General features: G+C 53.4%; 26 protein-coding genes. 12 read left to right on the forward strand and 14 right to left on the reverse strand.

Annotated elements, in window-relative coordinates:
• Positions 1-39 precede the first annotated feature (39 nt).
• On the reverse strand, positions 40-531 hold the full coding sequence (rraA, locus tag SBL51_RS09085) for a ribonuclease E activity regulator RraA (protein WP_317930601.1): 492 nt from the start codon (positions 529-531) through the stop codon (positions 40-42).
• Positions 532-839: 308 nt separating this feature from the next.
• Between rraA and SBL51_RS09090 the strand changes: the two genes are divergently transcribed.
• Complete coding sequence (locus tag SBL51_RS09090) at positions 840-1,163, forward strand: hypothetical protein (RefSeq protein WP_317930602.1); 324 nt, start codon at positions 840-842, stop codon at positions 1,161-1,163.
• 253 nt (positions 1,164-1,416) lie between these two features.
• Positions 1,417-2,916 carry an acyl-CoA synthetase gene (locus SBL51_RS09095; protein ID WP_317930603.1) on the forward strand — a complete coding sequence of 500 codons (1,500 nt, stop codon included), beginning with the start codon at positions 1,417-1,419 and terminating at the stop codon, positions 2,914-2,916.
• 274 nt (positions 2,917-3,190) lie between these two features.
• Here the strand turns inward: SBL51_RS09095 and SBL51_RS09100 are convergent, their stop codons facing one another.
• The 3 genes from SBL51_RS09100 to ppsA form a co-directional block, all read right to left on the reverse strand.
• Positions 3,191-3,337 carry a hypothetical protein gene (locus tag SBL51_RS09100; protein WP_317930604.1) on the reverse strand — a complete coding sequence of 49 codons (147 nt, stop codon included), beginning with the start codon at positions 3,335-3,337 and terminating at the stop codon, positions 3,191-3,193.
• A gap of 200 nt (positions 3,338-3,537) precedes the next feature.
• Positions 3,538-4,329, reverse strand: coding sequence for a hypothetical protein (locus tag SBL51_RS09105; protein WP_317930605.1), 792 nt, complete (start codon positions 4,327-4,329; stop codon positions 3,538-3,540).
• A gap of 112 nt (positions 4,330-4,441) precedes the next feature.
• Entirely contained in the window at positions 4,442-6,832 is a 2,391-nt protein-coding gene (gene ppsA / locus SBL51_RS09110) for a phosphoenolpyruvate synthase (protein WP_411860467.1), read from the reverse strand.
• Between the two features lie 67 nt (positions 6,833-6,899).
• On the opposite strand from ppsA, the gene SBL51_RS09115 reads away from it, so the two are divergent.
• Together SBL51_RS09115 and SBL51_RS09120 are read left to right on the forward strand one after the other, a co-directional pair.
• Complete coding sequence (locus SBL51_RS09115; RefSeq protein ID WP_317931140.1) at positions 6,900-7,715, forward strand: pyruvate, water dikinase regulatory protein; 816 nt, start codon at positions 6,900-6,902, stop codon at positions 7,713-7,715.
• A gap of 97 nt (positions 7,716-7,812) precedes the next feature.
• On the forward strand, positions 7,813-9,198 hold the full coding sequence (locus SBL51_RS09120; protein ID WP_317930607.1) for a leucyl aminopeptidase family protein: 1,386 nt from the start codon (positions 7,813-7,815) through the stop codon (positions 9,196-9,198).
• Positions 9,199-9,261: 63 nt separating this feature from the next.
• Here SBL51_RS09120 and SBL51_RS09125 read toward each other — a convergent pair whose 3' ends face one another.
• On the reverse strand, positions 9,262-9,819 hold the full coding sequence (locus SBL51_RS09125) for a hypothetical protein (RefSeq protein WP_317930608.1): 558 nt from the start codon (positions 9,817-9,819) through the stop codon (positions 9,262-9,264).
• 155 nt (positions 9,820-9,974) lie between these two features.
• On the reverse strand, positions 9,975-10,370 hold the full coding sequence (locus tag SBL51_RS09130; RefSeq protein ID WP_317930609.1) for a hypothetical protein: 396 nt from the start codon (positions 10,368-10,370) through the stop codon (positions 9,975-9,977).
• Between the two features lie 481 nt (positions 10,371-10,851).
• On the opposite strand from SBL51_RS09130, the gene moaC reads away from it, so the two are divergent.
• Genes moaC through SBL51_RS09150 form a run of 4 tightly spaced genes read left to right on the forward strand, consistent with a single transcriptional unit; the run spans position 10,852 to position 12,357 of the window.
• Complete coding sequence (gene moaC, locus SBL51_RS09135; protein ID WP_317930610.1) at positions 10,852-11,334, forward strand: cyclic pyranopterin monophosphate synthase MoaC; 483 nt, start codon at positions 10,852-10,854, stop codon at positions 11,332-11,334.
• 11 nt (positions 11,335-11,345) lie between these two features.
• On the forward strand, positions 11,346-11,609 hold the full coding sequence (gene moaD, locus SBL51_RS09140) for a molybdopterin converting factor subunit 1 (RefSeq protein WP_317930611.1): 264 nt from the start codon (positions 11,346-11,348) through the stop codon (positions 11,607-11,609).
• Between the two features lie 2 nt (positions 11,610-11,611).
• Positions 11,612-12,082 (forward strand): molybdopterin synthase catalytic subunit MoaE, encoded by a 471-nt coding sequence (gene moaE, locus SBL51_RS09145; RefSeq protein ID WP_317930612.1) that lies wholly within the window; start codon positions 11,612-11,614, stop codon positions 12,080-12,082.
• A gap of 8 nt (positions 12,083-12,090) precedes the next feature.
• Positions 12,091-12,357 (forward strand): hypothetical protein, encoded by a 267-nt coding sequence (locus tag SBL51_RS09150; RefSeq protein WP_317930613.1) that lies wholly within the window; start codon positions 12,091-12,093, stop codon positions 12,355-12,357.
• 20 nt (positions 12,358-12,377) lie between these two features.
• On the opposite strand, the gene SBL51_RS09155 is transcribed toward SBL51_RS09150, so the two are convergent.
• On the reverse strand, positions 12,378-13,175 hold the full coding sequence (locus SBL51_RS09155; RefSeq protein WP_317930614.1) for a class I SAM-dependent methyltransferase: 798 nt from the start codon (positions 13,173-13,175) through the stop codon (positions 12,378-12,380).
• A gap of 102 nt (positions 13,176-13,277) precedes the next feature.
• On the opposite strand from SBL51_RS09155, the gene SBL51_RS09160 reads away from it, so the two are divergent.
• Positions 13,278-14,600, forward strand: a complete 1,323-nt coding sequence (locus tag SBL51_RS09160) for a phosphate ABC transporter substrate-binding/OmpA family protein (RefSeq protein ID WP_317930615.1) — start codon at positions 13,278-13,280, stop codon at positions 14,598-14,600.
• A gap of 22 nt (positions 14,601-14,622) precedes the next feature.
• Here the strand turns inward: SBL51_RS09160 and SBL51_RS09165 are convergent, their stop codons facing one another.
• Positions 14,623-15,132, reverse strand: a complete 510-nt coding sequence (locus tag SBL51_RS09165; protein ID WP_317930616.1) for a hypothetical protein — start codon at positions 15,130-15,132, stop codon at positions 14,623-14,625.
• Positions 15,133-15,410: 278 nt separating this feature from the next.
• On the opposite strand from SBL51_RS09165, the gene SBL51_RS09170 reads away from it, so the two are divergent.
• A complete protein-coding gene (locus tag SBL51_RS09170) occupies positions 15,411-15,920 on the forward strand; it encodes a leucine-rich repeat domain-containing protein (protein ID WP_317930617.1) in 510 nt (169 codons plus the stop codon).
• 343 nt (positions 15,921-16,263) lie between these two features.
• Here the strand turns inward: SBL51_RS09170 and SBL51_RS09175 are convergent, their stop codons facing one another.
• From SBL51_RS09175 to fabV, 6 genes are all read right to left on the reverse strand, one after another.
• Positions 16,264-16,554: a PilZ domain-containing protein gene (locus tag SBL51_RS09175; protein WP_317930618.1), complete on the reverse strand. Its 291-nt coding sequence runs from the start codon at positions 16,552-16,554 to the stop codon at positions 16,264-16,266.
• A 174-nt stretch (positions 16,555-16,728) separates the two neighbouring features.
• Positions 16,729-17,523, reverse strand: coding sequence for an MBL fold metallo-hydrolase (locus tag SBL51_RS09180; protein ID WP_317931141.1), 795 nt, complete (start codon positions 17,521-17,523; stop codon positions 16,729-16,731).
• A gap of 17 nt (positions 17,524-17,540) precedes the next feature.
• On the reverse strand, positions 17,541-18,731 hold the full coding sequence (bamC, locus tag SBL51_RS09185; protein WP_317930619.1) for an outer membrane protein assembly factor BamC: 1,191 nt from the start codon (positions 18,729-18,731) through the stop codon (positions 17,541-17,543).
• Positions 18,732-18,851: 120 nt separating this feature from the next.
• Positions 18,852-19,739: a 4-hydroxy-tetrahydrodipicolinate synthase gene (gene dapA, locus SBL51_RS09190; protein ID WP_317930620.1), complete on the reverse strand. Its 888-nt coding sequence runs from the start codon at positions 19,737-19,739 to the stop codon at positions 18,852-18,854.
• Between the two features lie 163 nt (positions 19,740-19,902).
• Positions 19,903-20,868 (reverse strand): lipid A biosynthesis lauroyl acyltransferase, encoded by a 966-nt coding sequence (locus tag SBL51_RS09195; RefSeq protein ID WP_317930621.1) that lies wholly within the window; start codon positions 20,866-20,868, stop codon positions 19,903-19,905.
• A 59-nt stretch (positions 20,869-20,927) separates the two neighbouring features.
• Positions 20,928-22,124, reverse strand: a complete 1,197-nt coding sequence (gene fabV / locus SBL51_RS09200) for an enoyl-ACP reductase FabV (protein WP_317930622.1) — start codon at positions 22,122-22,124, stop codon at positions 20,928-20,930.
• A 243-nt stretch (positions 22,125-22,367) separates the two neighbouring features.
• On the opposite strand from fabV, the gene SBL51_RS09205 reads away from it, so the two are divergent.
• Positions 22,368-22,940 carry a tRNA-(ms[2]io[6]A)-hydroxylase gene (locus SBL51_RS09205; protein ID WP_317930623.1) on the forward strand — a complete coding sequence of 191 codons (573 nt, stop codon included), beginning with the start codon at positions 22,368-22,370 and terminating at the stop codon, positions 22,938-22,940.
• Positions 22,941-23,002: 62 nt separating this feature from the next.
• Positions 23,003-24,739, forward strand: coding sequence for an arginine--tRNA ligase (gene argS / locus SBL51_RS09210; RefSeq protein ID WP_317930624.1), 1,737 nt, complete (start codon positions 23,003-23,005; stop codon positions 24,737-24,739).
• The last annotated feature ends 52 nt before the right edge of the window (positions 24,740-24,791 follow it).

Raw genomic sequence — 24,791 nt, forward strand, 5'->3', positions numbered from 1 at the left:
AGGCTACAGCGACCCAGCCCGCCAGCTATTTCGCCAACCTTACTCGGTTAACGACAGCACTTTGGGTGCAACAATAACACCGTTGTTATCGGCGTAAACAAAGGCACCAGGCTCGAACGTAACCCCGCCAAAAGAGACACTGCGATTGAAATCGCCAATACCGCGTTTTTCCGTTTTTAATGGGATGCTAGCCAGCGCCTGAACGCCCAACGGCAGCTCAGCCAGTGCATCGACGTCACGCACACAACCGTAGATGATCAATCCCGCCCAGCCATTTTTAACCGCCGCCTCGGCGATCATATCGCCCAACAGTGCCTTGCGCAGTGAACCACCCCCATCGACCACCATAACCCGGCCTCTCCCCGGCAGCGACGCCTGCTCCTTTACCAGAGAGTTGTCTTCATGGCATTTGATGGTAACGATTTCACCACCGAAACTGTGGTTGCCACCAAAATTGCGGAGCATCGGTTGCAGGACCTGAACATCATCGGGGAAAGCGTCACAAAGATCGGGGGTCGTCCAATTGGTCATAGTGTTTGCGCTTCTGAGTGATTAATAGAGAGGGGCTTAAACGTGTTTCGATTATGCGCAAAATAAAATATCGAGACAATGAACCACGCCTACTCCTTTAGTAGTCCCAGACAGCAGGCGCAGCTATCGGTGACCTGAGCGCACCTCGAACTTAGACACTAATTGCCAATTCTGCTCTTCTGTGATGGTCAGCAACGCGATATCACCAAGGTTAATAAACTTACAGCAAATTGGTTTAAACCCTGGCCACACCCATACCAACGCTTGGGCGTATAGTTAATTTTGGTGTCAGAAAGGAGGGTTTAGTCATGGCCTGCATCAAATTTCGATTTACCACAGAGTGCGAGATGACCCTGTACGGGCAAAGCTACGAAGATATTTATCTCCAGTTTAAAGACTTTATGCACGGCAACCTGTCTGTCGCCCATCGCGCAGACCTTTCAGTCTACCCACCGGAAACTGTGCAGATGTTCTTCAGTTTGGAGCAAAGCAATGAAACCCACGAAATCCCCCTGTTTAAGGGCGATTTTCGGCAGGACATCATCGAACATTGCCGCCCCTCAGAGATGACCGGTAACAAATGGGGGCAGGTAATGGAAAGTGGCTGGGGCAGTAGCTGGTACCCCAGTTAAACATTGGCGTTGTAGAACGGGCGCCCTTCGAGGTGCCCGCATTCCCGCCCACGCTGAGTCAGCGACTCGGCGGCGTTATCTCGCTACTGACCACCGAACAACTATTCCCGCCTGCACATCCAGCCCACCCAACAGCTCGCCTTATAATTTGGCTCACTCAATTTGACCAGCATAATTTTACCGGTCCAGTTTGGCTCATTCGTGCCATGCCGGTAGAATTCCCGCTATTCAAATTTTGTCTGCAGGGCTTTCTATGTCGACCCAATGGTTTCCCTCTCTTCTGCCCAATAACCAACAGACCGCGCTGGTGGAAAATAACCAAAGCTATAGCTATGCCGAGCTTGACCACCACGTGGCAAAATTTACCAGCGGCCTGTTGCACGGGCGCAGTGAGCTCAACGAGCAGCGCATCGCCTTTTTCATCCCCGCCAGTCTCGACTATGTAACAGTACTACTGGGTGTTTGGCGCGCGGGTGGCATTGCAGTACCGCTCAATGTTGCCTCGGCTATCGGCGAGCTGGAACACTATCTGAGTTGTGCACAGGCCTCGCTGTTGGTAGTGAACCCAGAATACCAGAGCGATGAACTGCGTAGCCTTTGTAAAGAGTTGAATATTTCCATTGCCACCGTGGCCGAGCTGATGGCACCAGCGCTGGAATCGCCACCACCCCGGCTAACCAATCAGCGCAAAGCCTTAATGTTGTTTACCAGCGGTACCACCAGTAAACCCAAAGGAGTGGTGCACACCTTTCACAGCCTGAGCGCGCAAATCACCTGTCTGCTTCAGGCCTGGGAGTGGCAAAACGACGACGTGATACCACTGTTTTTACCGTTACACCATATTCACGGCATCATCAACGTTTTGTGTTGCGGCCTTTGGGCCGGAGCCACGGTGCATCTGTTTCCAAAATTTGACACTGAGACCATCAGCCGGCAAATCGCTGAAAAAACCTATAGCGTATTTATGGCGGTACCCACCATTTACGTAAAATTAATTCACTATTTTGCCACCCTACCCGAGCCTGAAGTGCAGGCAATCTGCCAGGGTTTTGCCGAGATGCGATTGAATATTTCCGGCTCCGCCGCCTGCCCTGTACCCCTGTTTAACCAGTGGCAGCTACTTACCGGGCAGGTGCTGTTAGAGCGCTACGGTATGACGGAAATTGGTATGGGCATCTCCAATCCCTATCATGGCGAACGACGAGCCGGTGCGGTTGGCCAACCGCTACCCGGAGTGGCGGTGAGGTTGGCGGATGAAAACAATCAGTTGGTGCTCGGCGAGGGAGAGCCAGGTGAAATTCAAATAAAGAGTGACAACCTATTTCTGGAATATTGGCAAAACCCAAAAGCGACTGCCGAATCTTTTGTCGATGGCTGGTTTTGCACCGGCGATATGGCGGTTATTGAAGATGGCTACTATCGCATTATGGGCCGCACCTCCATCGACATTATTAAATCCGGTGGCTACAAGTTATCGGCCCTGGAGATAGAGGGCACCCTGCTCAACCACCCTGCCATTAGCGAAGTGGCGGTGCTCGGCCTGGCCGATGAAACCTGGGGGGAAGCGGTTACGGCAGTAGCTGTACTACAGCCCAACTGCAGCTTAAATTACGACGAATTAAAGCATTGGTGCAGCGATAAGATGTCGGCCTACAAAATTCCCAAGCGGTTACACATGGTTGAAGCGCTACCCAGAAATGCCATGGGCAAGGTGACCAAGCCGGATTTGAAAACGCAGTTGGGACAGGTGTGAGCCAAACCTTCAACTTGCTCCGTCCGCTTTACTTCGCGAATGCTGCCAATCGACGAGCCAGGTTGCCTAACCGCTTGTGTTCTCGGCTGGCGAGCTGTAGTAACGGATTGATCACCACCAGCCCGACAACTGTTTTCCGATTGGTTTTTCTCCCAATACGTTTGCTGCCTGCCTAAGAGCGGCAACAACACCAATTGCTTAAATTGAGCCGTGACCGTGCCACAGCTAGTAGAACAGGCCAGAACATCGCCCTCAGCCGTTTCCAGCTTCTCTATCAGTTGTGGCAAAACTCGACGGGATAGTTACGTAAATCCACCTGCGCTACGGTTGCACCAGCCCTCTCCAGCTCTGCCCTGTCAATCGCCAGGCACTGATCGATAACACCCTCATCACGATAGGAGCCATGGATAATCACAATCATGATTTCCATCCTCAGACGGGTAAATCCAAAGCACAGGGTTTTGGGTTTTGGTTGTTAGTGATAGCAGGCCTGGTTGTTAACAGTCAAATAGGTATTAACCGCCATACTGAAAATGAAAAGCCCGCAGAAAGCGGGCCTTTTTTTACCAGAACCAGAACCAGAACCAGAAGATGTAGATCTCAGAAGCTTTAAACCACTATTTATAAACCCGCCTCCAGCCAATGCGCGTAGGGGCTCGCCTTTAGGGCTGCAACAAAGTCTCCGTAGTTTTCAATAACCTCCTGAAAGGAGGAGGAGAGAATCTTTTTCTGTTTACTGGTTTGGTTGATCGGATCGATCTGCAAAAATTCACACACATCCTTCACCATGGCCTGTAGTGATTCCGGCCCGGCAAAGGCCTCTTCGTATTTAATCTCCAGGACAGGGTTTTGGGTCAAGCTTCTGACTAGTTTGTGGGTGTAGGCCAGCTCTTGTTCCAACACTTCGATTGAGGTCATCATTTCCGCCACATCGATTGTGAGCTTTGGAATGGAAACGTCTCCTTCTGTGGCAATAACCCGGTTTCTATTCAACGACAACACGGATAAATAGCGCTGCAAGCTATTTTCCCGGTAGAGATAGATAACGGATATATCGGGGTTTTGTGCGAGATAATCGTCCAACCCCAAGCGATCGAAGTGCATACCAAACTCTTTAACACCCAAGGTGGTAATAGTAGAGCGGCGCTTGAAATTGATCGGTTTACCGGCGCGCATATGGGATAATGCCGACCAAAACTGGGCGAAGTAGTAAACCGTTGAACTGCGGTAGAGATAATCAAGAAACTGGCTGTCGGTTCGCCCAAAGAGCTTTCCGAATTTATTCAGTTTGCTGGGTACCGTCCAGTGTCCGAACACTTCACCATAATTTACGACTTGCGGATGAAGATTCAACGAGTTGGCAACAAAATTACTGCCTGACCGGCCGTGCGTCAAAATGATGTGTCGCTTCATAAGCATCCTAACTTGAGTTTGAGACCACCGAATGACTACCGAGCACAATTTCGGTAGCCATTCAGATCACGTTTGTCTCTTTCGTCCTGAAATTTTAGCCGGAAACTCTAGCTTATTTTGCACTCTCGGCCAGGAACATCCAAGTCTCCTGAACCGTGTCGGGAGTCAGCGAAACCGATGAGATTTTCTGCTCCATCAACCACTGAGCAAGGTCCGGGTGATCCGATGGCCCCTGGCCACAAATACCGACGTACTTACCCTGTGCACGACAAGCCTCGATGGCCATTTTCAGCATTTTCTTAACCGCATCGTTACGCTCATCGAACAGATGCGCGATCAGACCGGAGTCCCGGTCCAGACCCAAGGTCAGCTGAGTCATATCGTTGGAGCCAATAGAGAAACCGTCGAAGTACTGTAGGAACTCGTCGGCCAGAACCGCATTGGAGGGGAGTTCGCACATCATCACCAGTTTCAAACCATCCTGACCACGAACCAGGCCGTTATCCGCCAGAATCTGCTCAACGGCTTGCGCTTCCGAGACTGTGCGCACAAACGGAATCATCAACCAGACGTTATCCAGGCCCAGCTCACCACGCACCTTCTTCATGGCCTTGCATTCCAGCTCGAAACAGTCGCGGAAGCTCTCAGCGATGTAGCGCGAGGCACCACGGAAACCGATCATCGGGTTCTCTTCTTCGGGCTCGTACTGACGGCCGCCAACCAGGTTGGCGTACTCATTGGATTTGAAGTCAGACATCCGCACAATGACTTTGTGCGGGTAGAAGGAGGCCGCAATGGTGGCCACACCCTCTACAATTTTCTCGACATAAAAGTCCACCGGATTAGCGTAACCGCTGGCCATGTCGGTGATGGTAGCCTTAAGTTCGTCGCTCTGCTGGTCGAAGTTGAGCAGCGCTTTAGGGTGAATACCAATCTGGCGGTTGATAATGAACTCCAAACGGGCCAAACCAACACCCTTGTTGGGCAGCTGGGCGAAGCTCATGGCGCGATCTGGATTGGCAACGTTCATCATCACGTCGATATCCAACGCCGGCATCTCTGAGGTATCGGTGGCGATGATTTCGAATTCCAGGAGGCCCGACCAGATATTACCGGTATCGCCTTCGGCACAGCTTACCGTCACCTCGGTGCCAGTAGTTAAGGTGCTGGTGGCGTTTTCACAGCCGACAACCGCTGGAATGCCCAGCTCTCGCGCGATAATCGCCGCGTGACAGGTACGACCACCACGGTTGGTGACAATGGCCGCACAGCGTTTCATAACCGGCTCCCAATCCGGGTCGGTCATATCGGTAACCAATACATCGCCATCTTCAACCTGGTCCATCTCCTCCAGGCCGGAAACCACACGCACCTTGCCAGCACCAACCTTGTCGCCAATGGCCCGGCCGGTAATCAACAGGTCGCTGGTCTCTTTTAGACGGTAGCGCTCCATTTTTTGGGTGGACATCTGGCTGCGGACAGTCTCGGGACGGGCCTGCAGAATGTAGAGCTTTTGATCATCGCCATCTTTACCCCACTCGATATCCATCGGGCGGCCATAGTGTTTTTCAATGATCATGGCCTGTTTGGCCAACTCGAGAATATCGTCGTCGCTTAGGGAGAACTGCTTGCGCAACTCCTCAGACACGGGCACAACCTCCACGGATTTGCCGGCCTCGGCCTTGGCCCCATAAACCATTTTGGCGGCTTTCGAGCCCAGCGTACGGCGAATCACGCTGCGGTGGCCTTTCTCCAGGGTGGGCTTGTGAACATAGAATTCGTCCGGGTTGACAGCCCCCTGAACAACCATCTCGCCCAAACCATAGGAGGCAGTGATAAACACCATATCGCGGTGACCGGATTCTGTATCGATGGTGAACATCACACCGGAACTGCCGGTTTCACTGCGACACATGCGCTGAATACCGGCCGACAGGGCGACATCTTTGTGGTCGAACCCCTGATGTACGCGGTAAGAGATGGCGCGATCGTTAAAGAGTGAGGCAAACACCTCTTTCACCGAGTGCAGCACATTGTCTATGCCGCGAATGTTAAGGAAGGTCTCCTGCTGACCGGCAAAGGAGGCGTCCGGTAGGTCTTCGGCGGTGGCAGAAGAACGAACCGCTACGGAGATATCGGCCAGATCACCACACAGCGCGGTGTAACCTTCACGGATAGCCTTTTCCAGGTCTGGGGTGAAGGGGGTTTCCACCACCCATTGACGGATCTGCTTGCCTGCAGCCGCCAGGGCGTTAACATCTTCTATATTGAGTTCATCCAGAACTTTGTGAATACGATCGTCGATACCACTTTGGCTGAGGAAGGTACGAAATGCCTCAGCGGTAGTGGCAAAGCCGGTGGGAACGCATACGCCCAGGTTGGTAAGATTACTGATCATCTCACCCAAGGAGGCGTTTTTACCACCTACCTTATCAACATCGTTCATTCCCAACTGCTCGAAGGGGATTATTTGATCGACCACGTTGTCTCCTCGTAGTGACATTACCTTTCGGCGAATGATAACAACAAACAACCCATATCAGAACTTTTACCCGAGATTAGAACGAATGATAGCCCGATACGCGTTTTTCATTTCAGACAGCACAGGGATAACCTCACAAACCCTAGGGAATGCGCTGTTACCACTGTTTAAAGAGACCAAGTTTCACAAGGTACACCTGCCTTATACAGACACGATGGAAAAAGCCGAAGAGGCGGTTCGCCAAATTGACGAAGCGGCAGCCAAGACGGGTGCCAAGCCACTGATATTCGACACCATCATGAACCCGGAAATACGGGCGCGCATAGCCAAATCACAGGGCTTCTTAATGGATATCATAGGAACCTTTTTACCCTCCCTGGAAAAAGAACTTGGCGCCGTTTCATCTTATCAGGTCGGCCAAAGCCACGATAATCCAACAGGTGAACGGGCTTTAATTCGGATGGACGCGGTGAATTTTGCTCTGGAAAATGACGACGGGGCCAAGACCCGCTACTACGGCGATGCCGACGTGATCTTGATCGGGGTATCGCGCAGTGCAAAAACCCCCACCTGCCTCTATATCGCCATGCAACACGGTATCTTTGCCGCTAACTACCCCCTCACCGAAGAGGACTTAAACCGCGGCGAGCTGCCCAAAAGTCTGCGCGAACAGAAAGACAAACTGTTTGCGCTCACCATCGACCCGTCACGCCTCTCTGATATCCGCCAGCAACGCCGGGCGGACTCCAAATATGCCTCGCTTAAACAGTGCGCCTGGGAGGTGAAAGAGGCCCTGTTTCTGTACCGCAAATGGGGTATTCCCACCATTGACACCACGGCCATTTCCGTCGAGGAGATAGCCACTAAAATCATTATGGAAAAGAAATTGCAAAGACGTGTTTAGTCGATACCCAGGCTAACCCGCCACCCGCCCCTGGCCTGCTCGCACTTGTGCAGCAAAGCCGGCGTAAAGCGCAGATTTAACCGATGTAGGAATGACCATGACCGAACCCAGATTGACCCAGGTAACCCAGCTCGCCATTGGCAATGAAGGCACACCACTGCGTGTCGATGACCTAAAGAACTACCAACAGTGGTTGGAACAGCAACCGGAGAGCACCCAATCCTGGCTGACCAATAGTGGCTACAAAGGCAAGGGGGTGTCTCTGCTGCCCGGTGCCGAGGGCCGAATCGATCTGGCACTATTTTTTGTCGATACAGAAGACTACTTCTGCTGTGGTGACCTGGCCACGGCGCTACCGGATGGTGCCTATCAACTGGTGGATACCGACCCATCTTTAACCGATAAAATCGCCTTTGGCTGGCTGCTCGGCAGCTATAAGTTCAGCCATTTTAAAACAAAAAAGGATGAGAACGCCGGTTCAACCCTCTACCTGAGCGACGCTGTCTGTGTTGACAAAGCCACGCATATGGCCCGCGGCGTTTACCTGGTACGCGACCTCATCAATACCCCGGCAGACAGCATGATGCCACAGCACATGGCCAGCTGTGCCGAGCGCCTGGCCGGTGAGTTTAATGCGGATTTCAGTCAGTGGATTGACGGGGAGCTGCTGGAGCATAACTTTCCAACCATTCATACCGTGGGCAAAGCCAGCGAACACCCACCTCGCCTGTTACAACTCACCTGGGGCGACCCAGACGACCCGAAGGTGACCATCATCGGTAAAGGTGTCTGCTTCGACAGTGGTGGCATGAACCTGAAACCCTCCCAGGCCATGCGCCTGATGAAAAAAGATATGGGCGGTGCTGCCCACGCCCTTGGTATGGCTTACCTGATCATGGCCTTTAAACTGCCCATTCGACTGACCATGTTGATTCCCGCCGTGGAGAACGCCATCGGCGGTAACGCCTTTCGACCTGGGGATGTTATCTATACCCGCAAAGGCATCAGCGTTGAGATTGACAACACCGACGCCGAAGGGCGACTGGTTTTGTGCGATGCGCTAGCCAAAGCCTGCGATGACCAGCCCGAACTAATCGTCGACTTTGCCACCTTAACCGGTGCTGCGAGGGTGGCATTAGGCACAGAACTGCCCGCCATGTTCTGTAACGACAAAACCGTCGCTCTGGGGGTGACTGACGCAGGCGAGAGTTGTGGCGACCCGGTCTGGCAATTGCCTCTGCACAAGCCCTACCGCAGCTTCCTGCAAACCGAGGTGGCCGACCTGCTCAACTGTGCAACCTCTCCCTTTGGTGGCGCGATCACCGCCGCGCTCTTTTTACAGGAGTTTGTAACCGAAAAGACCCCCTGGTTACATTTTGATGTGATGGCCTGGAACAACCGCAAATTGCCCGGCCGCCCAACCGGTGGTGAAGCCATGGGACTGCGGGCGGTATTCACCTACCTGGCTAATCACTATAAATAGCCGCCATCAATAACCGAAACGACCAACAGAAAGAGAAACCCGCAGTGATCTGCTGCGGGCTGGTTAGCGCCGTACGACCTTAATCATATAGTCAATTGCGCGGTCATTAACCGCAGCCAACCAGGTTATTTCCGGGTATTGAGCACTGGCGTAGCGAAAGCAGGTGGCCAGATAGTCGTGAGGAGATCGGCCACTGCCATCCAGGCCGATATAAAAAGGGGTGTTGGTGTACATCTGCCACACATCGCGCAGCTTACGCACCAGGTTGAGCTCGACAAAGCGTTTAGCCCGCTCCTCGGCAATCTCGCTCTCATTGGCCAGCACTTTCTGCAGCGTCTGCCGCATCTTGTCCAATTTGCTGGCCATGGTTCCTGCCGGATGCGGTTGCCCTTTTAGCAATTTGGCAGCCTTTTCCAGATAAAAAATCGCCTCGGTATAGTGTTGATCGCGCAGCTGCCGGCTCTCAATCTCTTCCGACATTGCCAGCAGGATGTAGTCGGAGAACGCCTGAGTAATCGCCTCCAGCAGCGTTTCAGTATCGCATCGCAAGCCAAACTGAAGCACAAGCTCGGCGGCTTCTGTGGCTGTCAAAATTGGCTTTATGGCGAACTGAGGACTCATACATTCAACCCCTACATCGATCAGGCCACAGTAACGGCCAATGTTTGTGAGGTGCAGCCACACTCTCCCGGTCAGTTAACAGCTGTCGCACTTTATCCGGACAAATTCAGCACTGAACCGGTTACGCAGAAAACAAAATAGTGGTAACGACTCGCTTATGCAGCAGAATCCAGGTGATACGCTATTTTTCTGTTTTGATCTTTTATCGCAAATTGCTCAGCCAAGCCGGCACTGGCATCGAAATATTTCATCCCAGCCATATGACGAAAGCTGTCTTTTTTCTTTTCAAACCAATCACTGTCGAACACCACTTCAACTTCATTCATGGGCTCGTAATGGCTTAAGGGGTGCTCATCATCGATTTGAAACCAGAACAGGTCGCAACCGTCAACGGTGTAGGCCATACCCCGGCTGATTAAACCTTCAATAAGATTTTTTAAAGCGGGATCCCGCTTTTCAATATTCGCATTAATGATTTTGGAATTGTTCAGATCGAAAGCCAATTGGCCGTGGTGGAAGCGTCTCAATCTTACAGCTATGTGTTTTAACATCTATTTCTCGTGTAAATAGTTAATAGACTAAGTCTGCGCAGGCTCACTACGCACTATCAGCGCTTTGCAGTCTTGCTCATAACCACCAGCTACAGGGTTACAAATGAATCGAACCTAAGACATTAAATATTTTTATTGCCCAATTGGCGATTGGTGCGCGCGGAGAGCTAAACCCACATATTCTGAAGCCCCTATAAACGCACTGGGTGTGCGGCTATTAGAGATACGAAGTCCAGGAAGTGAGCACCAATCTACCAGCTTATTGGAAGCTTATCGTTGGAGACCAGGGCCGAATGGCGCTGATGTGTTACGGCGCCATTATAACTAAAAAAAAGCAAGTTTAAAGAGGTTACCAACGTATTTGCGCTATAAAACCCAGTGTAGCCCAATTCTGAACCTGTTACCGAAAAAAAAATGGCTCTATACTGCCCTCAAACCGCCCTGCCCTTGGGCTTAGACTTTCTGGTTGCAAATAACAGCTATGCAAAAACTGACTCATATAAACAGCACTGGCGAGGCCCACATGGTGGACGTGGGAGGCAAAGCCATCACCGAGCGCTCAGCGACTGCCGAGGCTACGGTGACCATGCAGGCGGAGACACTGCAATTAATTCTGGAAGGCGGCCACAAAAAAGGCGACGTCCTGGCTACCGCCCGTATTGCCGGTATAATGGCGGCCAAAAAAACCGGAGACCTTATCCCGCTCTGCCACCCATTGGCACTTACTTCGGTCGCTGTTGAATTAATTCCCAAACCGCAGGAAATGAACGTTCTCGTGCGTGCAACCTGCAAATTATCCGGCAAAACCGGTGTTGAAATGGAAGCGCTTACCGCCGTCACCGTAGCTTCACTCACGCTCTATGACATGTGTAAAGCGGTAGATAAAACCATGACCATCACCAATGTAAAAGTGATTGAAAAAGTCGGTGGCAAGAGTGGCCACTGGCAACTCAGCTCAGATTAATTACCAAATTTATGATCCAGGTACTCTTTTTCGCACGGTTGCGCGACCAGTTGGGCACCAACCAGATGCACATCAACCTAGATGAGATCAATGGCGGCAAATCGACAACAGTTGCTGACCTAATCGCCTATCTCTGCCAACGCAACAGCCACTGGCAATCTTTTCTGATGGAACAAAAATTATTTTCTGCTGTTAACCAAACGGTAGTACCGGCAACTACGGCCTTGACCGACAACGACGAAGTGGCGTTTTTCCCGCCGGTAACAGGGGGGTAAAGATGACTGATACTCTATTCACAATCGGCGTTCAGGCGCAGGACTTTGCCATCGACGCAATTTATTCAACCCTCACTCAACTCGCACCGACACCTGGGGCAATTGTGTTTTTTAGTGGCTTGGTACGCGATTTTGATCACAACCAAAATATTCTTGGTTTGGAACTCGAGCATTACCCAGGCATGACCGAAAGCTCACTCACCAGCATAGCCAAACAAGCCTCTGAACGCTGGCCTCTGCAGGCAGTGACGATTATCCATCGCATCGGCAAACTTAAAGCGGGTGATCAAATTGTGGCTGTTGGTGTTGCCAGCCGCCATCGGGCAGACAGCTTCCAAGCCGCCGAATTTATAATGGACTACCTAAAAAATGATGCTCCCTTCTGGAAAAAAGAGCTGCGTTCTGATGGCGACTTTTGGGTAGACGCCAAGCAATCAGACCTCGCCGCCAAGCAACGCTGGCAAAAAGATTAACTAACTCCATGCTGAGGAATAATCGCTATTGGCAGGCGCTTAAACAACATTACAGTGCGTCACTGGTCGATGTTTTCAAGCAATTCCGCTTGGGCGCCAGCCTCTTCTTTACTGGCATGGTGGGTGTTTACGCCGGTATGAATATAGAGAGCTCCTGGACTCAGGAGATTATTCTAGTAGCCGGCATAGTACTGGTTGGAGCCGGTTTTTTGATCGCCATGCTGGCCCATGTACGTATGATTATTATCCGGCTGGTTAGCTTTTTTAAAAAATAGCTACCACTCTTCCGCTACCGTTAACCGGGTATTTTTTTATTGACGTAAATATCATAGCGGCTGGTTTTCCCCACCACTTGAAAGCTTGGCTGCTGCTCACCAATGGCTTCCGCCAACCGCGGCCGTTTTACCACCACCCGATACACCGCCTTTGAGCGAGCCACCATTAACAACTCGGTTTGATCCAGATCGGCCCCCACCAGCGAGTGAAAAAACTGCATCTCTTTTTTGACCGCTGCACTTTTTTTTCGCTCGGGAAACATCGGGTCCAGATAGATCACATCGGCGGTCTGATCGCCGGGCAGAGTTTGCAGATAACCGATAGCATCATCATTAATCAACCTCAGGCGCCCGGTGATGTCGTCGAGCTCCGGCTCTCCCAACGCAGCAGCCCTCGCCAAGCCATCGGCCAACAGCGCGTGGACAACCGGATTTCGTTCCAACAGCGTTACCGAGCAGCCCAGGCAAGCCAGCACAAAGCCATCGCCACCCATGCCGGCAGTGCAATCCAGCAACTTGGGTTTAAAACGACTGGACACCCCCACGGCCTTGGCAATCATCTGCCCCTGACCGCCACCGTATAAACGCCGATGCTGTGCCTTGCCGGTGGCAAAATCGACGCGAATTGGCCGGGTTTTAGGAGCCGCAAGATTGATCAGTTCCAAGCCTTCCTCACCGTAAGCCAACAGATAACTGAGGCCAGACGGTAGATCGGACGGGTTGACCAACTGGGTCTGCAGTCGCTGGGCTAAAGCCCGCTCCCGATCCGCAAATCCGCAGCTCAACACGGCTACGTAAGCCGAAATATCAGCGACCACGGAGCAAGCTCACGAACCAGAACACAAATAGCATGTAACCGTTTTGCAACATCAATTTTCAACAATGCCCAGCTTTAGTAATTGACCAGGTTTGATCTGACCATGCGTTTGCTTCCCTTTATTTTCTTGCTCTGGCTGACGCAAGTCTCGCCCCACCTGCTTGCCCAAACCCGCCATGAAGCGTTATTCACGCTGCACGGTTCCAACACCATTGGCAGCGAACTGGCACCAAGACTGGTACAGGGCTTTTTACAGGGGCAAGGCTACCGGCAGGTAATTATCAAACCGGGTAACCTGAGTAATGAAACACGAGTCGAGGCGCTCACCCCAAGCTCCAACCAAACCGTTGCCGTAATCATCGAAGCCCATGGCACAGCCACGGGCTTCGGCGCATTAAAACAGAACCCAACCGATATCGCCATGGCTTCACGGGCGATCAATTCAGAGGAGCTCCGCGGCCTCTCTCAGCTTGGCAACATGCGCAGTTTTAGTAGTGAACACATCATTGCCATCGATGGCGTGGCGGTTATCGTACACCCCCACAACCCATTGGCGGAACTCACTCTGGACCAGCTAGCGGCCATCTTTTCTGGTCATATCACTAATTGGGCTGAGCTGGGTGGGGCCAACGCCGAAATCCATCTCTATGCCCGGGATGGCAACTCAGGAACAGCCGATACCTTTAAATCCCTGGTGCTCTCCGATCAGCCATCGCTCAGTGGTGACGCACAGCTGTTTGAGTCCAACCGGGCATTGGCCGACGCTGTAGCCAAAGATGAGAATGGTATCGGCTTTGTCGGCTTGGCCGCCATCGCCCAATGCAAGCCCTTAGCCATAGGTCAAAGTGGTGTCGATGCACTTAAACCTGAGCAAATAGCCATCGCTACGGAGGACTATCTGTTATCCCGCAGACTCTATCTCTACAGCGCTGACCAACCAGAGGGTTCACTGCCTGCGCGCTTTCTTCGCTATGTACACGGTGCCGAGGCGCAGGCGCTGGTGGCCAAATCAGGCTTTGTTTCGCAAACACCGATCGCTATGCAGGTACGGCCCGACGATGGCCCGGCCGAGTACCTGGCACTGGTGAAAGATGCCCAACGTCTGTCGGTTAACATCCGCTTCCATGAGGGCAGTGCAGAGCTCGACAACAAAGCCAAACACGATATCGAGCGGCTGATACAACTGGCCAAGACAGAAGCGTTTCGACACCGGAAGCTATTGCTGGTCGGTTTTGGCGACCAGCAACAGACAGATGATCGCGCCTTGGTACTATCGCGCCTGCGGGCTATCACCGTGAAAGCTGAGCTGCACGCCAATGGTATTCGTGTAGCGCCGGTGGCAGGCTTTGGCGCCGCCAATCCGGTGGCCGCCAATACCGGCAGCGCCCGTCTACGCAATCAGCGGGTGGAAGTGTGGGTTCTCTAATAGGGGTTAATACGAATAGGGGTTACTGCGAAGAGTTAGCGGTGTGACTGTTGTAGCTTGCGGTTCGATCAGTGGCGCTATTCGGTGCAGGTGTTGTACTCGAGTAACCGGCCTGCGTTGCGATGGCGGCGAATTGGTCGGATACCACCTCGCGCGGCACTATATCATCGCAACTCTCGATTCGGATGGTACCGTCGTCTGCGGTGTTGACCAGCAATAGGTAATCACTGTTTTTGAGCATGGTGCGATAACATTTGTTGAGCGGAACATTGAAGTAGACCAAGCCCTGTTCCGTCAATGGTGAACCTTTCCATACCGCATCCACCGTAACACCGTAGCGTACCCCCTCAGATACGTAATTACCGTCGCGAGAGAGTGCCAGGTTAATCTGCTCCAGTGCAACATCAACCCGCACAGCCATTACCAGGTCGACTGTACTCATCCGCTCCAGCAACTGGGCGTCATCCAGGAGGCCAGACGCTTCGCCAGAGGTATCTTCACTCTCCTCGACTACTGCCGAAGCGGGCTCCACTACACTTTCCTCACTGTTCTGCCCCGCCTGGCTAGCAACGGGTGTACCGGCCAACTTCAGCACAACTATTAGCGCCGTGATTGACGATACCGATATTTTTCCACTCCAACGCACTCGTTCCATCCCCAGTCGCTACTGCACAGTACCCGATATCGCCGTCGCATGGCACCACCCAGGGTGAGACCACCGCTTTCGCACTTTGATCAACGCTTGCATGCCAGTAATTTTGTTACACTGCCGGCTCATTTAACCACCAATCCGATGGATAAGCAGCCTCTATGCTCACAAAAAAGATCTTCCCAAGCCTTGTTGCGGCCGTAGGCCTGCTTATCTCCGCCTGCAGCAATTACCAAGTGTCGCTCAATGAGATGTCGGTTTACCAACCGCCGTCCCTGCTCACCGATGTCAGGGCTAACGACACCGCTCTGGCCGATTGCATCAATCAGCACATAAAAGATCAACAGGTAACAGAAGCCTCGACACTCGAGCGGCTACTGTGCAGCAGCGCCGGTATTAGCACTCTGGCGGGGCTCAGCCAATTTCGAGGGGTCCAGCTACTAAACCTTTCGGACAATAGCATCACTTCGCTGACTGGCATGCAGGGAATGGCGGAGTTGCGCGAGCTAAATTTAGCCAACAATGAATTAACAGATGTACAGGAACTGTTTAATTTGCCAAAGCTTGAGTGGGTGGATTTAACGGGTAACCAGGCAGTGAGCTGTACCGATTTACAGCAACTTAGCAAACTACCCGGCCTGACAGTGGTTGCACCCGCCACCTGTCGCTAGGGCCTGTTAACACTAATTTAGCACCACTGCTGGAGGTCAGTTTTTTGCCCAGCTAGGCGCCAGACGTGCCATGTAGTAGGCCTACATAAGCGGCTGGCAACAACGCTGGGCAAAAAACTGGCCCCAGCCCGAAGGGTTGAGCCTGAAATGAGCTCGCTCGTTGTTGCTCACCGCTGATTTGGGCCCACCAAACTACGCGGCTCGCGCCTAGATCGAGCTCATTTCAAGCTCAACAGAGGTGCTAAATTAGTGTTAACAGGCCCTAGGCAGGCGCCCCACTGTTCGCAGTGAAGGAAGGGGTTACAAGCAATGCACTAAGAGTGGGATCGACTATAGCGGTCGATTAAAAAAAGCGCCGTGGCACAATGCCGCCGCAAAACATCAAGCCAATCAGATTACGATGCTGGTGGACTATTTTCATGGCCACCGGCTCTTCGTTGACCGTGCCGGATACCTTCTTGAAAATAACCTTCACCTCGGTGCCAACCGGCGGACGGACCTCACCTTCCAACATCACTGAAGCACCACCATCGGAGATATCGCGAGCGTAACCAACTATTTTGCCGAATGCGTCATGTAGAATTTCAACACGAATGGAAGTTGGGCGTCGCTCAAACTGACGACGTTCATGCATAGCAGTACTCCTGTACCTGTCGGCTTGGTTATTGTTTTAGCTTAGCAGTTACAGCTGACTTAAGCTGACTGATGGTGAACGTTCGCTACCGCAAGCAGCAGTTCCATCCAAATGGAAACGCAATATTCACATTAAATCAATCTGTTGGAAAGCCTAGTGAGGACCCGGCAGGGTTTAACCCACCCGGGATTTGATATCGCTGACATCAGCGGAAGCTATTTCCAGCCAGTCGAAACCTTCGTCCTGGCAGGCAAACTTAACCATTGGCAATTTTTCCGTCCACGGCGCAAACAGCCGCTGAACCAAATCCAGGCAATTATTCTTCTGACTGATATGACCAATAACCAGCTGCTGTAGACGTTGGGCATCCAACAACTCCAGCAGTTGCAAGGCCTGATCGTTACTGAGATGACCCCATTGCCCCGCAACGCGGCGCTTGAGGCTCGGTGGGTAGGGGCCGGTGGCGAGCATAGCCGGGTCGTGGTTAGCTTCCACCAGGAGTGCGTGGCAATCGCGGTATTGGTTGACCACATGCTCAGACAAGCTTCCCAGGTCAGTGAGAATACCCAGCCGATAGAGCTCCGTAGCCACAACAAACTGGGTAGGCTCGCGGGCATCGTGGGGCACGGCCACCGGAGTCACCTGCAAATCGCCCACCTGAAAAGACTGATAACCCTCAATCAAACGAAGTTCGGGCAGCTCTCCCGGGCTAGCCTGATGATAGGTGCCCGGGGTCATATAGACGGGAATACCAAAGCGGCGTGCCAATGGCCCCACGCCTTTGATATGGTCACCGTGTTCGTGGGTAACCAGTACCGCATTAAGATCGCCCGGCGAAACCCCCAGCCGCTCCATACGGCGGGTAGTCTCCTTTACGGTAAAACCGCAGTCGACCAGAATCAGAACCTCGTCGGTTTCGATGAGCGTTGCATTGCCTTGACTGCCACTTCCCAGCGACGCATATCTCACTCTGGCCAACCCCACACCTAAATTAAGTTGTTACGCAGTATCCCCAACAGCCGTTTCGCTGTCTTTTCATCAATCCGTTTGGCATAGCCGTCTCGGATACGGATCTCAATTTCGTTATCCACGCCACGCACAACCAGCAGGTAACCGGGAATATCCTTCAAGGCTTGGCCCGAATTCTGAGTTTTGCTGAACACCTCGTGGGAGTCGGCGGAGTCCGGCAGGTGGCTCAACAGAGTGCCTATGTCGTAGGGTGTGGTCGGCGTCTTGGTCGGGTCTTCAGCGCCAAACCAAATTTTAATGCGGCGATAGCTACGTCGCAGCCAACCGGGCTTGTCTTCTGCATCGGGAGGCTCACGGTAGGCCACATACATAGCCCCCAGCGTATTTTCTTTATCCCACAGGAAGAATCCGTCCTCTTCTGTCGCATGCAATAGCGAAGCCCAGGCACGTACATAACTGAGCCGTAATCGTAAAACCGGTTCACCGCTGTCGCTCTTATCGAGATAAGCTTTGGAATCGCCGCCAATGGTCTGAGCCAGCAGAGATGATGATGAACGCTCCAGGTTGGCGGCGAGGGTGTTGGATAGCTCATCCACTAACCAGGCCTCACGGGCAGGTTCGCTGGAGTTCTCTGGCCAGGATTGCACGGTTGCCAAATCGGTACCCCTGGGCACACGCATATTTAGAATGTGGATCTCGGCACTGTCGGGCTGAACACCATTTTCGATATTGATGCGGAAGCGATCGATAGACTCCGGAGAATCTTTAAATGCCAGCCATTGGGTCTCAATAACACCCTTGGTGGCATCCGTACGAGCGACATCCATATTGGCCAAACCCAGGAATTCCCGCACCTGAGGCCAGACTTCGGATGGAGAGTTAGTGATAAAAATCCACTGATTTCCCGATAAACGCTGAATCTTTACCTTGTCCTCAAGCACGCTGCTGGAGAGCGCCAACGGCCGCGGCACTTCAAACTCCTGATCGTAGTCGTAGCCAGAATCATCGATATCCGGAACAACATAGATCTCCTGCAGACGAGCCTGAGCTTCTGGCGATACTTTAAGGGGCGCAATCGGCTCGGCCCGTAGGTAGTCATCGCCATTGGATTTGGCCTTACTGCCATCGCCGAGCAGGCTACAGGAACAGAGAGAGGTAAAGGCAAGGATGAGGGGTAACTTGGGCAGGGTTTTTATCATTACAATCATTCAATATCGCAAATAAATTAGCGGCTTGTCGTATCGAAAAGCCATTCGACAAACCGCTATTGACCACGCAACCCGCTGGAGGTTTCGCGAATACGGGGGCGAACAATCGCCCGCCAATCTCTAGCCATTGGCGGGTAGCGCCCCAGCCTCTTTCATGGCAGCAACCAAAGGCTCGTGGAATTTCTCTGCCAGTGGCGTCAAAGGCAGACGAATCCCCGCGGCAATTAACCCCATACGGGCCATGGCCCACTTAACGGGAATGGGGTTGGATTCCAGGAACAGCGCTTTATTCAAAGGCATCAGCCGGTCATTGATGGCGCGGGCCTCGTCCGCCTTACCGGCCAGTGCCAGCGCGCACATAGTGGCCACATCGGCCGGCAAGACATTCGCGGTAACACTGATATTGCCCTTGCCACCGGCCAAAATCAGCTCCAACGCGGTCAGGTCGTCACCCGAGTAAACGGCAAAATCGCTCGCCACCCTAGCCAGCAGATCGCGGGCCCGATCGACATCACCGGTAGCGTCTTTAATGCCTACGATGTTGGGCACCTCAGAGAGACGCAGCACAGTATCGTTGGCCATATCCACACCCGTACGACCGGGTACGTTATAGAGAATTTGGGGAATAGCCACAGCGCCAGCAATGGTTTTGAAGTGCTGGTACAGACCCTCTTGGGTGGGCTTGTTGTAGTACGGGGTAACCGACAAGCAGCCATCAGCACCGCGTTCTTTGGCCGCTTCGGTCAGCTCGATAGCCTCCCGGGTGGAGTTGGCGCCAGTACCTGCGATCACTGGTACCCGACCATTAACCTGATCGACCACCTTAGCAATAACCTCGAAGTGTTCAGCCATACTCAACGTGGCAGACTCGCCAGAGGTACCAACGGCAACAATGGAGTTGGTGCCCTGTTCTAGGTGCCACTCCACCACCTTATGCAGACTGTCCCAATCGAGTTCATTGTCTGCGGTCATGGGTGTGACTAAGGCAACCAGGCTACCTTCGATCATTTACTTTCTCCGAGGGTTTAATAACAGACGCGTATGGTACTGACGCACTCAGCAGCACACAAGGTTCACGGTATGGATTCCCCCGAATTTGCATGCACCCAGCTGGGGGTAAGCCAATTGGTAACCATCCCAAGACTGACAACAAGCCAAACAGCTTAGCTACTCATGGCTTATCGGCTGAGTCGACCGTTTCAGAAGCCCCTTCCGAGGCGCTGGGCTGTGGCCTGCCGAGCCCCTTGCTGTAGCGCCCGTAGAGTGGAGGTGCTCCGGGAGGACGGGTTTTGAAGCGTCGATGGACCCACAGGTACTGCTCCGGCCGCAGGCGAACCACGCTCTCCACCCAGTCGTTGATGCGCTGCACATCGACCTGGTCATCACCCGTGGGAAAGTTCTCCAACGCCGGTCCATACTCCACCTGCCAGCGCAGATTGTCATCGCGGTAGTGCACCATGGGCACCACCGGCACCTTGGCAGCCCTGGCAAATCGTGCCGTTGCTGTCACAGAAGCGGCTTCGATACCGAAAAAACGGGCAAAGATCCCCTGCCGGATACCGTAATCCTGGTCCGGGGCATACCACAACCAGCGCCCCTGTCGCATCGCCTTTATAGCACCGCGGACATCGGCGCGATCGATACAGCGGCTGTGCGGATTGTGGCGCTCGCGGCCGCGCAGCTGAAAGTATTCGTAGACAGGATTCTTGTGGGGCCGGTACATCATATCGGACTGCACCACACGAGGGTTCACCACCGCGCCGGCGCTGTCGATGGTGGTATTGTGCAAACTCAACATCAACACCCCCGACTGGTGACAGGTAAGGTTCTCCAGCCCGTGCAGCTCCCCCATTTTCAGCAGCCGTTTGCGCGGCCAGAAGAAGACCACGCCCATCTCCAAGCCACCCAGAAAGGTGTGAAACAGGTTCTTTTTTAACAACTGCTGCCGCTCACCAGCACTCAGTTCCGGAAAGCAGAGCTCCAGGTTGCGCTGAATAATAAAGACCCGCCGTTTGGCAAAATAGGGGCCGCCCCAGGCCAGCAGGTGGGCTATCTGTACCAACAGTGAGTAGGGTAATTGTGAGAAGAACCACCACCCCCCCATCAGCAACAGGGTTGCCAAATAGCGGGGGTGCATTAGGCTTCGGTAGGGGAATTTCATGCTGCCTGGGTGTTACCGAGCAAATACCGACGTCGTTAGGCTTCTTCACCAAAAGAGGCGTCTACCAGCGGCGAGACATCGGCATCGTAGTCAACGCCTGCGACCCCAAAGCCAAACAGCTTGAGAAACTCGGCGTTGTAGCCTTTGTAGTCGGTAAGGTCGAACAGATTCTCTTCGGTCACCGCCGGCCAGATAGCTTCCACTTTGGCCTGGGTCTCCGGTTTCAGCTCCAAATCGTCGATGCGATAACGGTTTTGGTCGTCCAGGCGCGGCTGGCCGCTGTAGAGTCCCTCTTGATAGAGGCGCCAAATCTGTTCGATACAACCCTCGTGAGTGCCCTCTTCCTTCATCACTTTATAGAGAATGGAGATGTATAACGGCATTACCGGAATGGCGGAACTGGCTTGGGTCACCAGCGCCTTCAACACGGAAACCCGGGCCTGCCCCCCCATACCCTGCAGCGTTTGGGTGATTTCGCTGGCAGCGCGATCCAGATCCTCCTTCGCTTTGCCAATGGTAGCATGGCCATAAATTGGCCAGGTAAGCTTGTCGCCCAGGTAGGTGTAGGCGGTGGTCTGGCAACCTTCGGCCAGCACATCTGCGGCTTTTAGCGCCTCTAACCACCACTGCCAATCTTCACCACCCATTACCTTAACCGTGGCGGCAATCTCTTCGTCATTGGCTGGCTGTACGGTAACATCGGAAATTTTCAGGGTATCGGTGTTGAGGTTTTTGGCAGTGTACCCCTGGCCGATTGGCTTCAATACCGAGCTGTACAGAGTGCCGGTTTTAGGGTCCATACGGCGTGGCGAGGCGAGACTGTAAATAACCAGGTCGATCTTGCCCATATCCTGCTTGATCAACTCAATCGCCTGGGCCTTTACGTCGTCCGAGAAGGCATCACCGTTGATGCTTTTGCAGTAGAGGCCAGCCTCTGTGGCAAACTGCTCAAAGGCCGCGGCATTATAGAAACCCGCAGAGGCGGTTTTTTTGTCGGTTGGCGGCTTCTCAAAGAAGACACCCAAAGTCTTGGCACCATAACCAAAGGCGGCACTGATACGTGATGCCAGCCCATAGCCGGTGGACGCGCCGATCACCAATACATTTTTAGGGCCGCCGGCACCGGCTGGCCGGCTTTTGACATACTCAATCTGCTCTTTCACATTGGCCGCGCAGCCAGCAGGATGGGCATTGGTACAGATAAAGCCGCGTACTTTGGGTTTGATGATCATAGAGGAACCTTTTTGTTATGCGCTCAGATGCTTTGCGTAGAAATGGCTGTCGGGTTGCCGCAATGGATGAGCCAACCTGGCCCCCGACAGCTTAGGGTTAGTTCAAAGGCCGCCTATTATAGGCAGCAAAACGGCGAGGGCCAGTATTTGACGCACTTCGACCCCAGAAAAGCCAAATTTCGCCCTAAGCCACTGATAAATTAGCTATAATCCGCTCCCTTTAAGCAACAGCAGCAGTTTGTAATGGCCTTTTTGCGCTTCACCACACCGTTCGACTGGACCAGCGCCGTACTTGCCGATTTTGATACATTTTTGCAAGATCACGCAGCGGCCGAGAAAAAGGCCTCGGGTATGGCGGTTTCCATGTTGTCGCACTACCCGGACCGCACCGAGCTGGTCACCGCCATGACCGATCTCGCCATCGAAGAGATGCAGCATTTTCGCGAAGTGGTGAAGCTGATCTACCAACGTGGCGGCCTCTTGGGTGATGACCAAAAAGATGCCTACATCAACCAGTTCCGCAAGGTTTTCCGCCGGGGGCGTGATGAGTACTTCCTCGACCGCCTGCTGGTAGCCGGTATTATCGAGGCGCGGGGCTGTGAACGTTTTGCGCTGGTGGGTGAGGCCTTGCCCGAAGGTGACCTCAAGTCCTTCTACCAGGCCATTGCCCGCTCTGAAGCCCGTCACCACGAGCTGTTTATCAGCCTGGCTGAACAATATTTCTCCGCGCCACTGGTCAATGAACGACTCGACCAGCTGCTCGACCAGGAGGCCGCCATTGTCGCAGACCTCCCCTGGCGAGCGGCGCTACACTAGCTGCACCCCGCGGCCACCCAGGCCGTTAGCACCGATAACCTAATTTTGAAGCCACTGAACGTATGAATATTCGAGAGTTTCTGACAGACAAAGTCCAAGCAGCCATGACTCAGGCGGGCATCCCCGCCGAGTACAGCGCTCATGTTGCCGCCAGTAAAAAGGCCGGATTCGGCGACTACCAGGCCAATGGTGCCATGGCGGCCGCCAAGGCCATGAAAACCAACCCACGGGAGCTGGCTGCCAAGATTGTTGAGCACCTGGATCTTGAAGGCATTGCTGAGCAGGTGGAGATCGCCGGCCCGGGGTTTATCAACATCCACCTCAACGAGCCTTGGCTGGCCGGTGAGCTGCAACAGTGCCTGGGTGAGAGCGCTCTATCGGTGGACAAAACCACGGCCCCACAAACCGTGGTGGTGGACTACTCCAGCCCCAACCTGGCCAAAGAGATGCACGTCGGTCACCTGCGCTCCACCATTATTGGCGACGCCATCGTCAAGGCACTGGAGTTTGTCGGCCACACAGTGGTACGCCAAAACCACGTCGGCGACTGGGGCACACAATTTGGCATGCTGGTGGCGGAGCTGGAGTCCCAGGCGGAGACCACCGAGGCCGGCATCGCCCTTAAAGATCTGGAGGCCTTCTATCAGCGCGCCAAAAAGCACTTTGACGAAGACCCGGAATTTGCCACCACCGCTCGCGAATACGTGGTGCGCCTGCAATCCGGCGACACAAAAGTGCTAGCCCTGTGGCAGCAATTTCGGGAGATCTCCCTGAGCCACGGCGAGGAGATCTACAACCTGCTCAATGTCAGCCTTACCCGTGCCAACGTAATGGGTGAGAGCGCCTACAACGAGGATCTGCCAGTACTGGTAGCGGAGCTTGAACAGCAGGGTTTGGCAGTAGTCGATCAGGGCGCCAAGGTGGTCTTTCTGCCGGAGCTGGCGGATAAGGCCGGCAATCCAAGCGTGGTGATTGTGCAGAAGCAGGATGGCGGCTACCTCTATGCCACCACCGACCTGGCTTGTATCCGTTACCGAGTGGGCAAACTCAAAGGTGATCGACTGATGTATTTCATCGATCAACGCCAGGGGCTGCATATGCAACAGGTCTTTGCCCTGGCCCGCAAGGCGGGCTTTGTCGGGCCAGAGGTGAGCCTGGAGCACCATGGCTTTGGCACTATGAATGGCGAAGATGGCACCCCCTTTAAAACCCGCGATGGCGGTACCGTGAAGTTGGCGCAGCTGCTGGTGGAAGCCGTTGACCGCGCCCGGGCACTGATCGACAGCAAGGGCTCAGACCTGCCCGACTCGGAAAAGGCTGAGGTGGCCCGCAAAGTGGGTATTGGCGCCGTGAAGTATGCCGACCTCTCCAAAACCCGCACCACTGACTACATATTCAGTTGGGAGAAGATGCTCAGTTTTGAAGGCAACACCGCGCCTTACCTGCAGTATGCCTACACCCGTATTCAGAGTATTTTCCGCAATGCCAACGTCGACCCGGCCTCGCTAGATGCCACTCTGGTGATAACCGAGCCACAGGAGCGACAACTGGCCATGAAACTCCTGCAATTCCCTGAAACAATAGAGCTTATGGTCAAGGAGGCCTTCCCCCATGTACTGTGCAGTTATCTGTTTGAACTGGCCAGTCTCTACATGAGCTTCTATGAGTCTTGCCCCATTTTGAAGGACGGTGTAAAAGAGACGACACGGGATAGCCGTTTACAGTTGTGCCGAGCAGTAGCCGAACATATGCAATTGGGTCTGTCACTGCTCGGCATAGAGGTCATGGATAGAATGTAATCACTCCATCATCAATTGGCAGGGATTTACAGCATTAAAATTGGACGATGGA

This window comes from Halioxenophilus sp. WMMB6 (assembly GCF_033283405.1).
GTDB lineage: Bacteria > Pseudomonadota > Gammaproteobacteria > Pseudomonadales > Cellvibrionaceae > Halioxenophilus.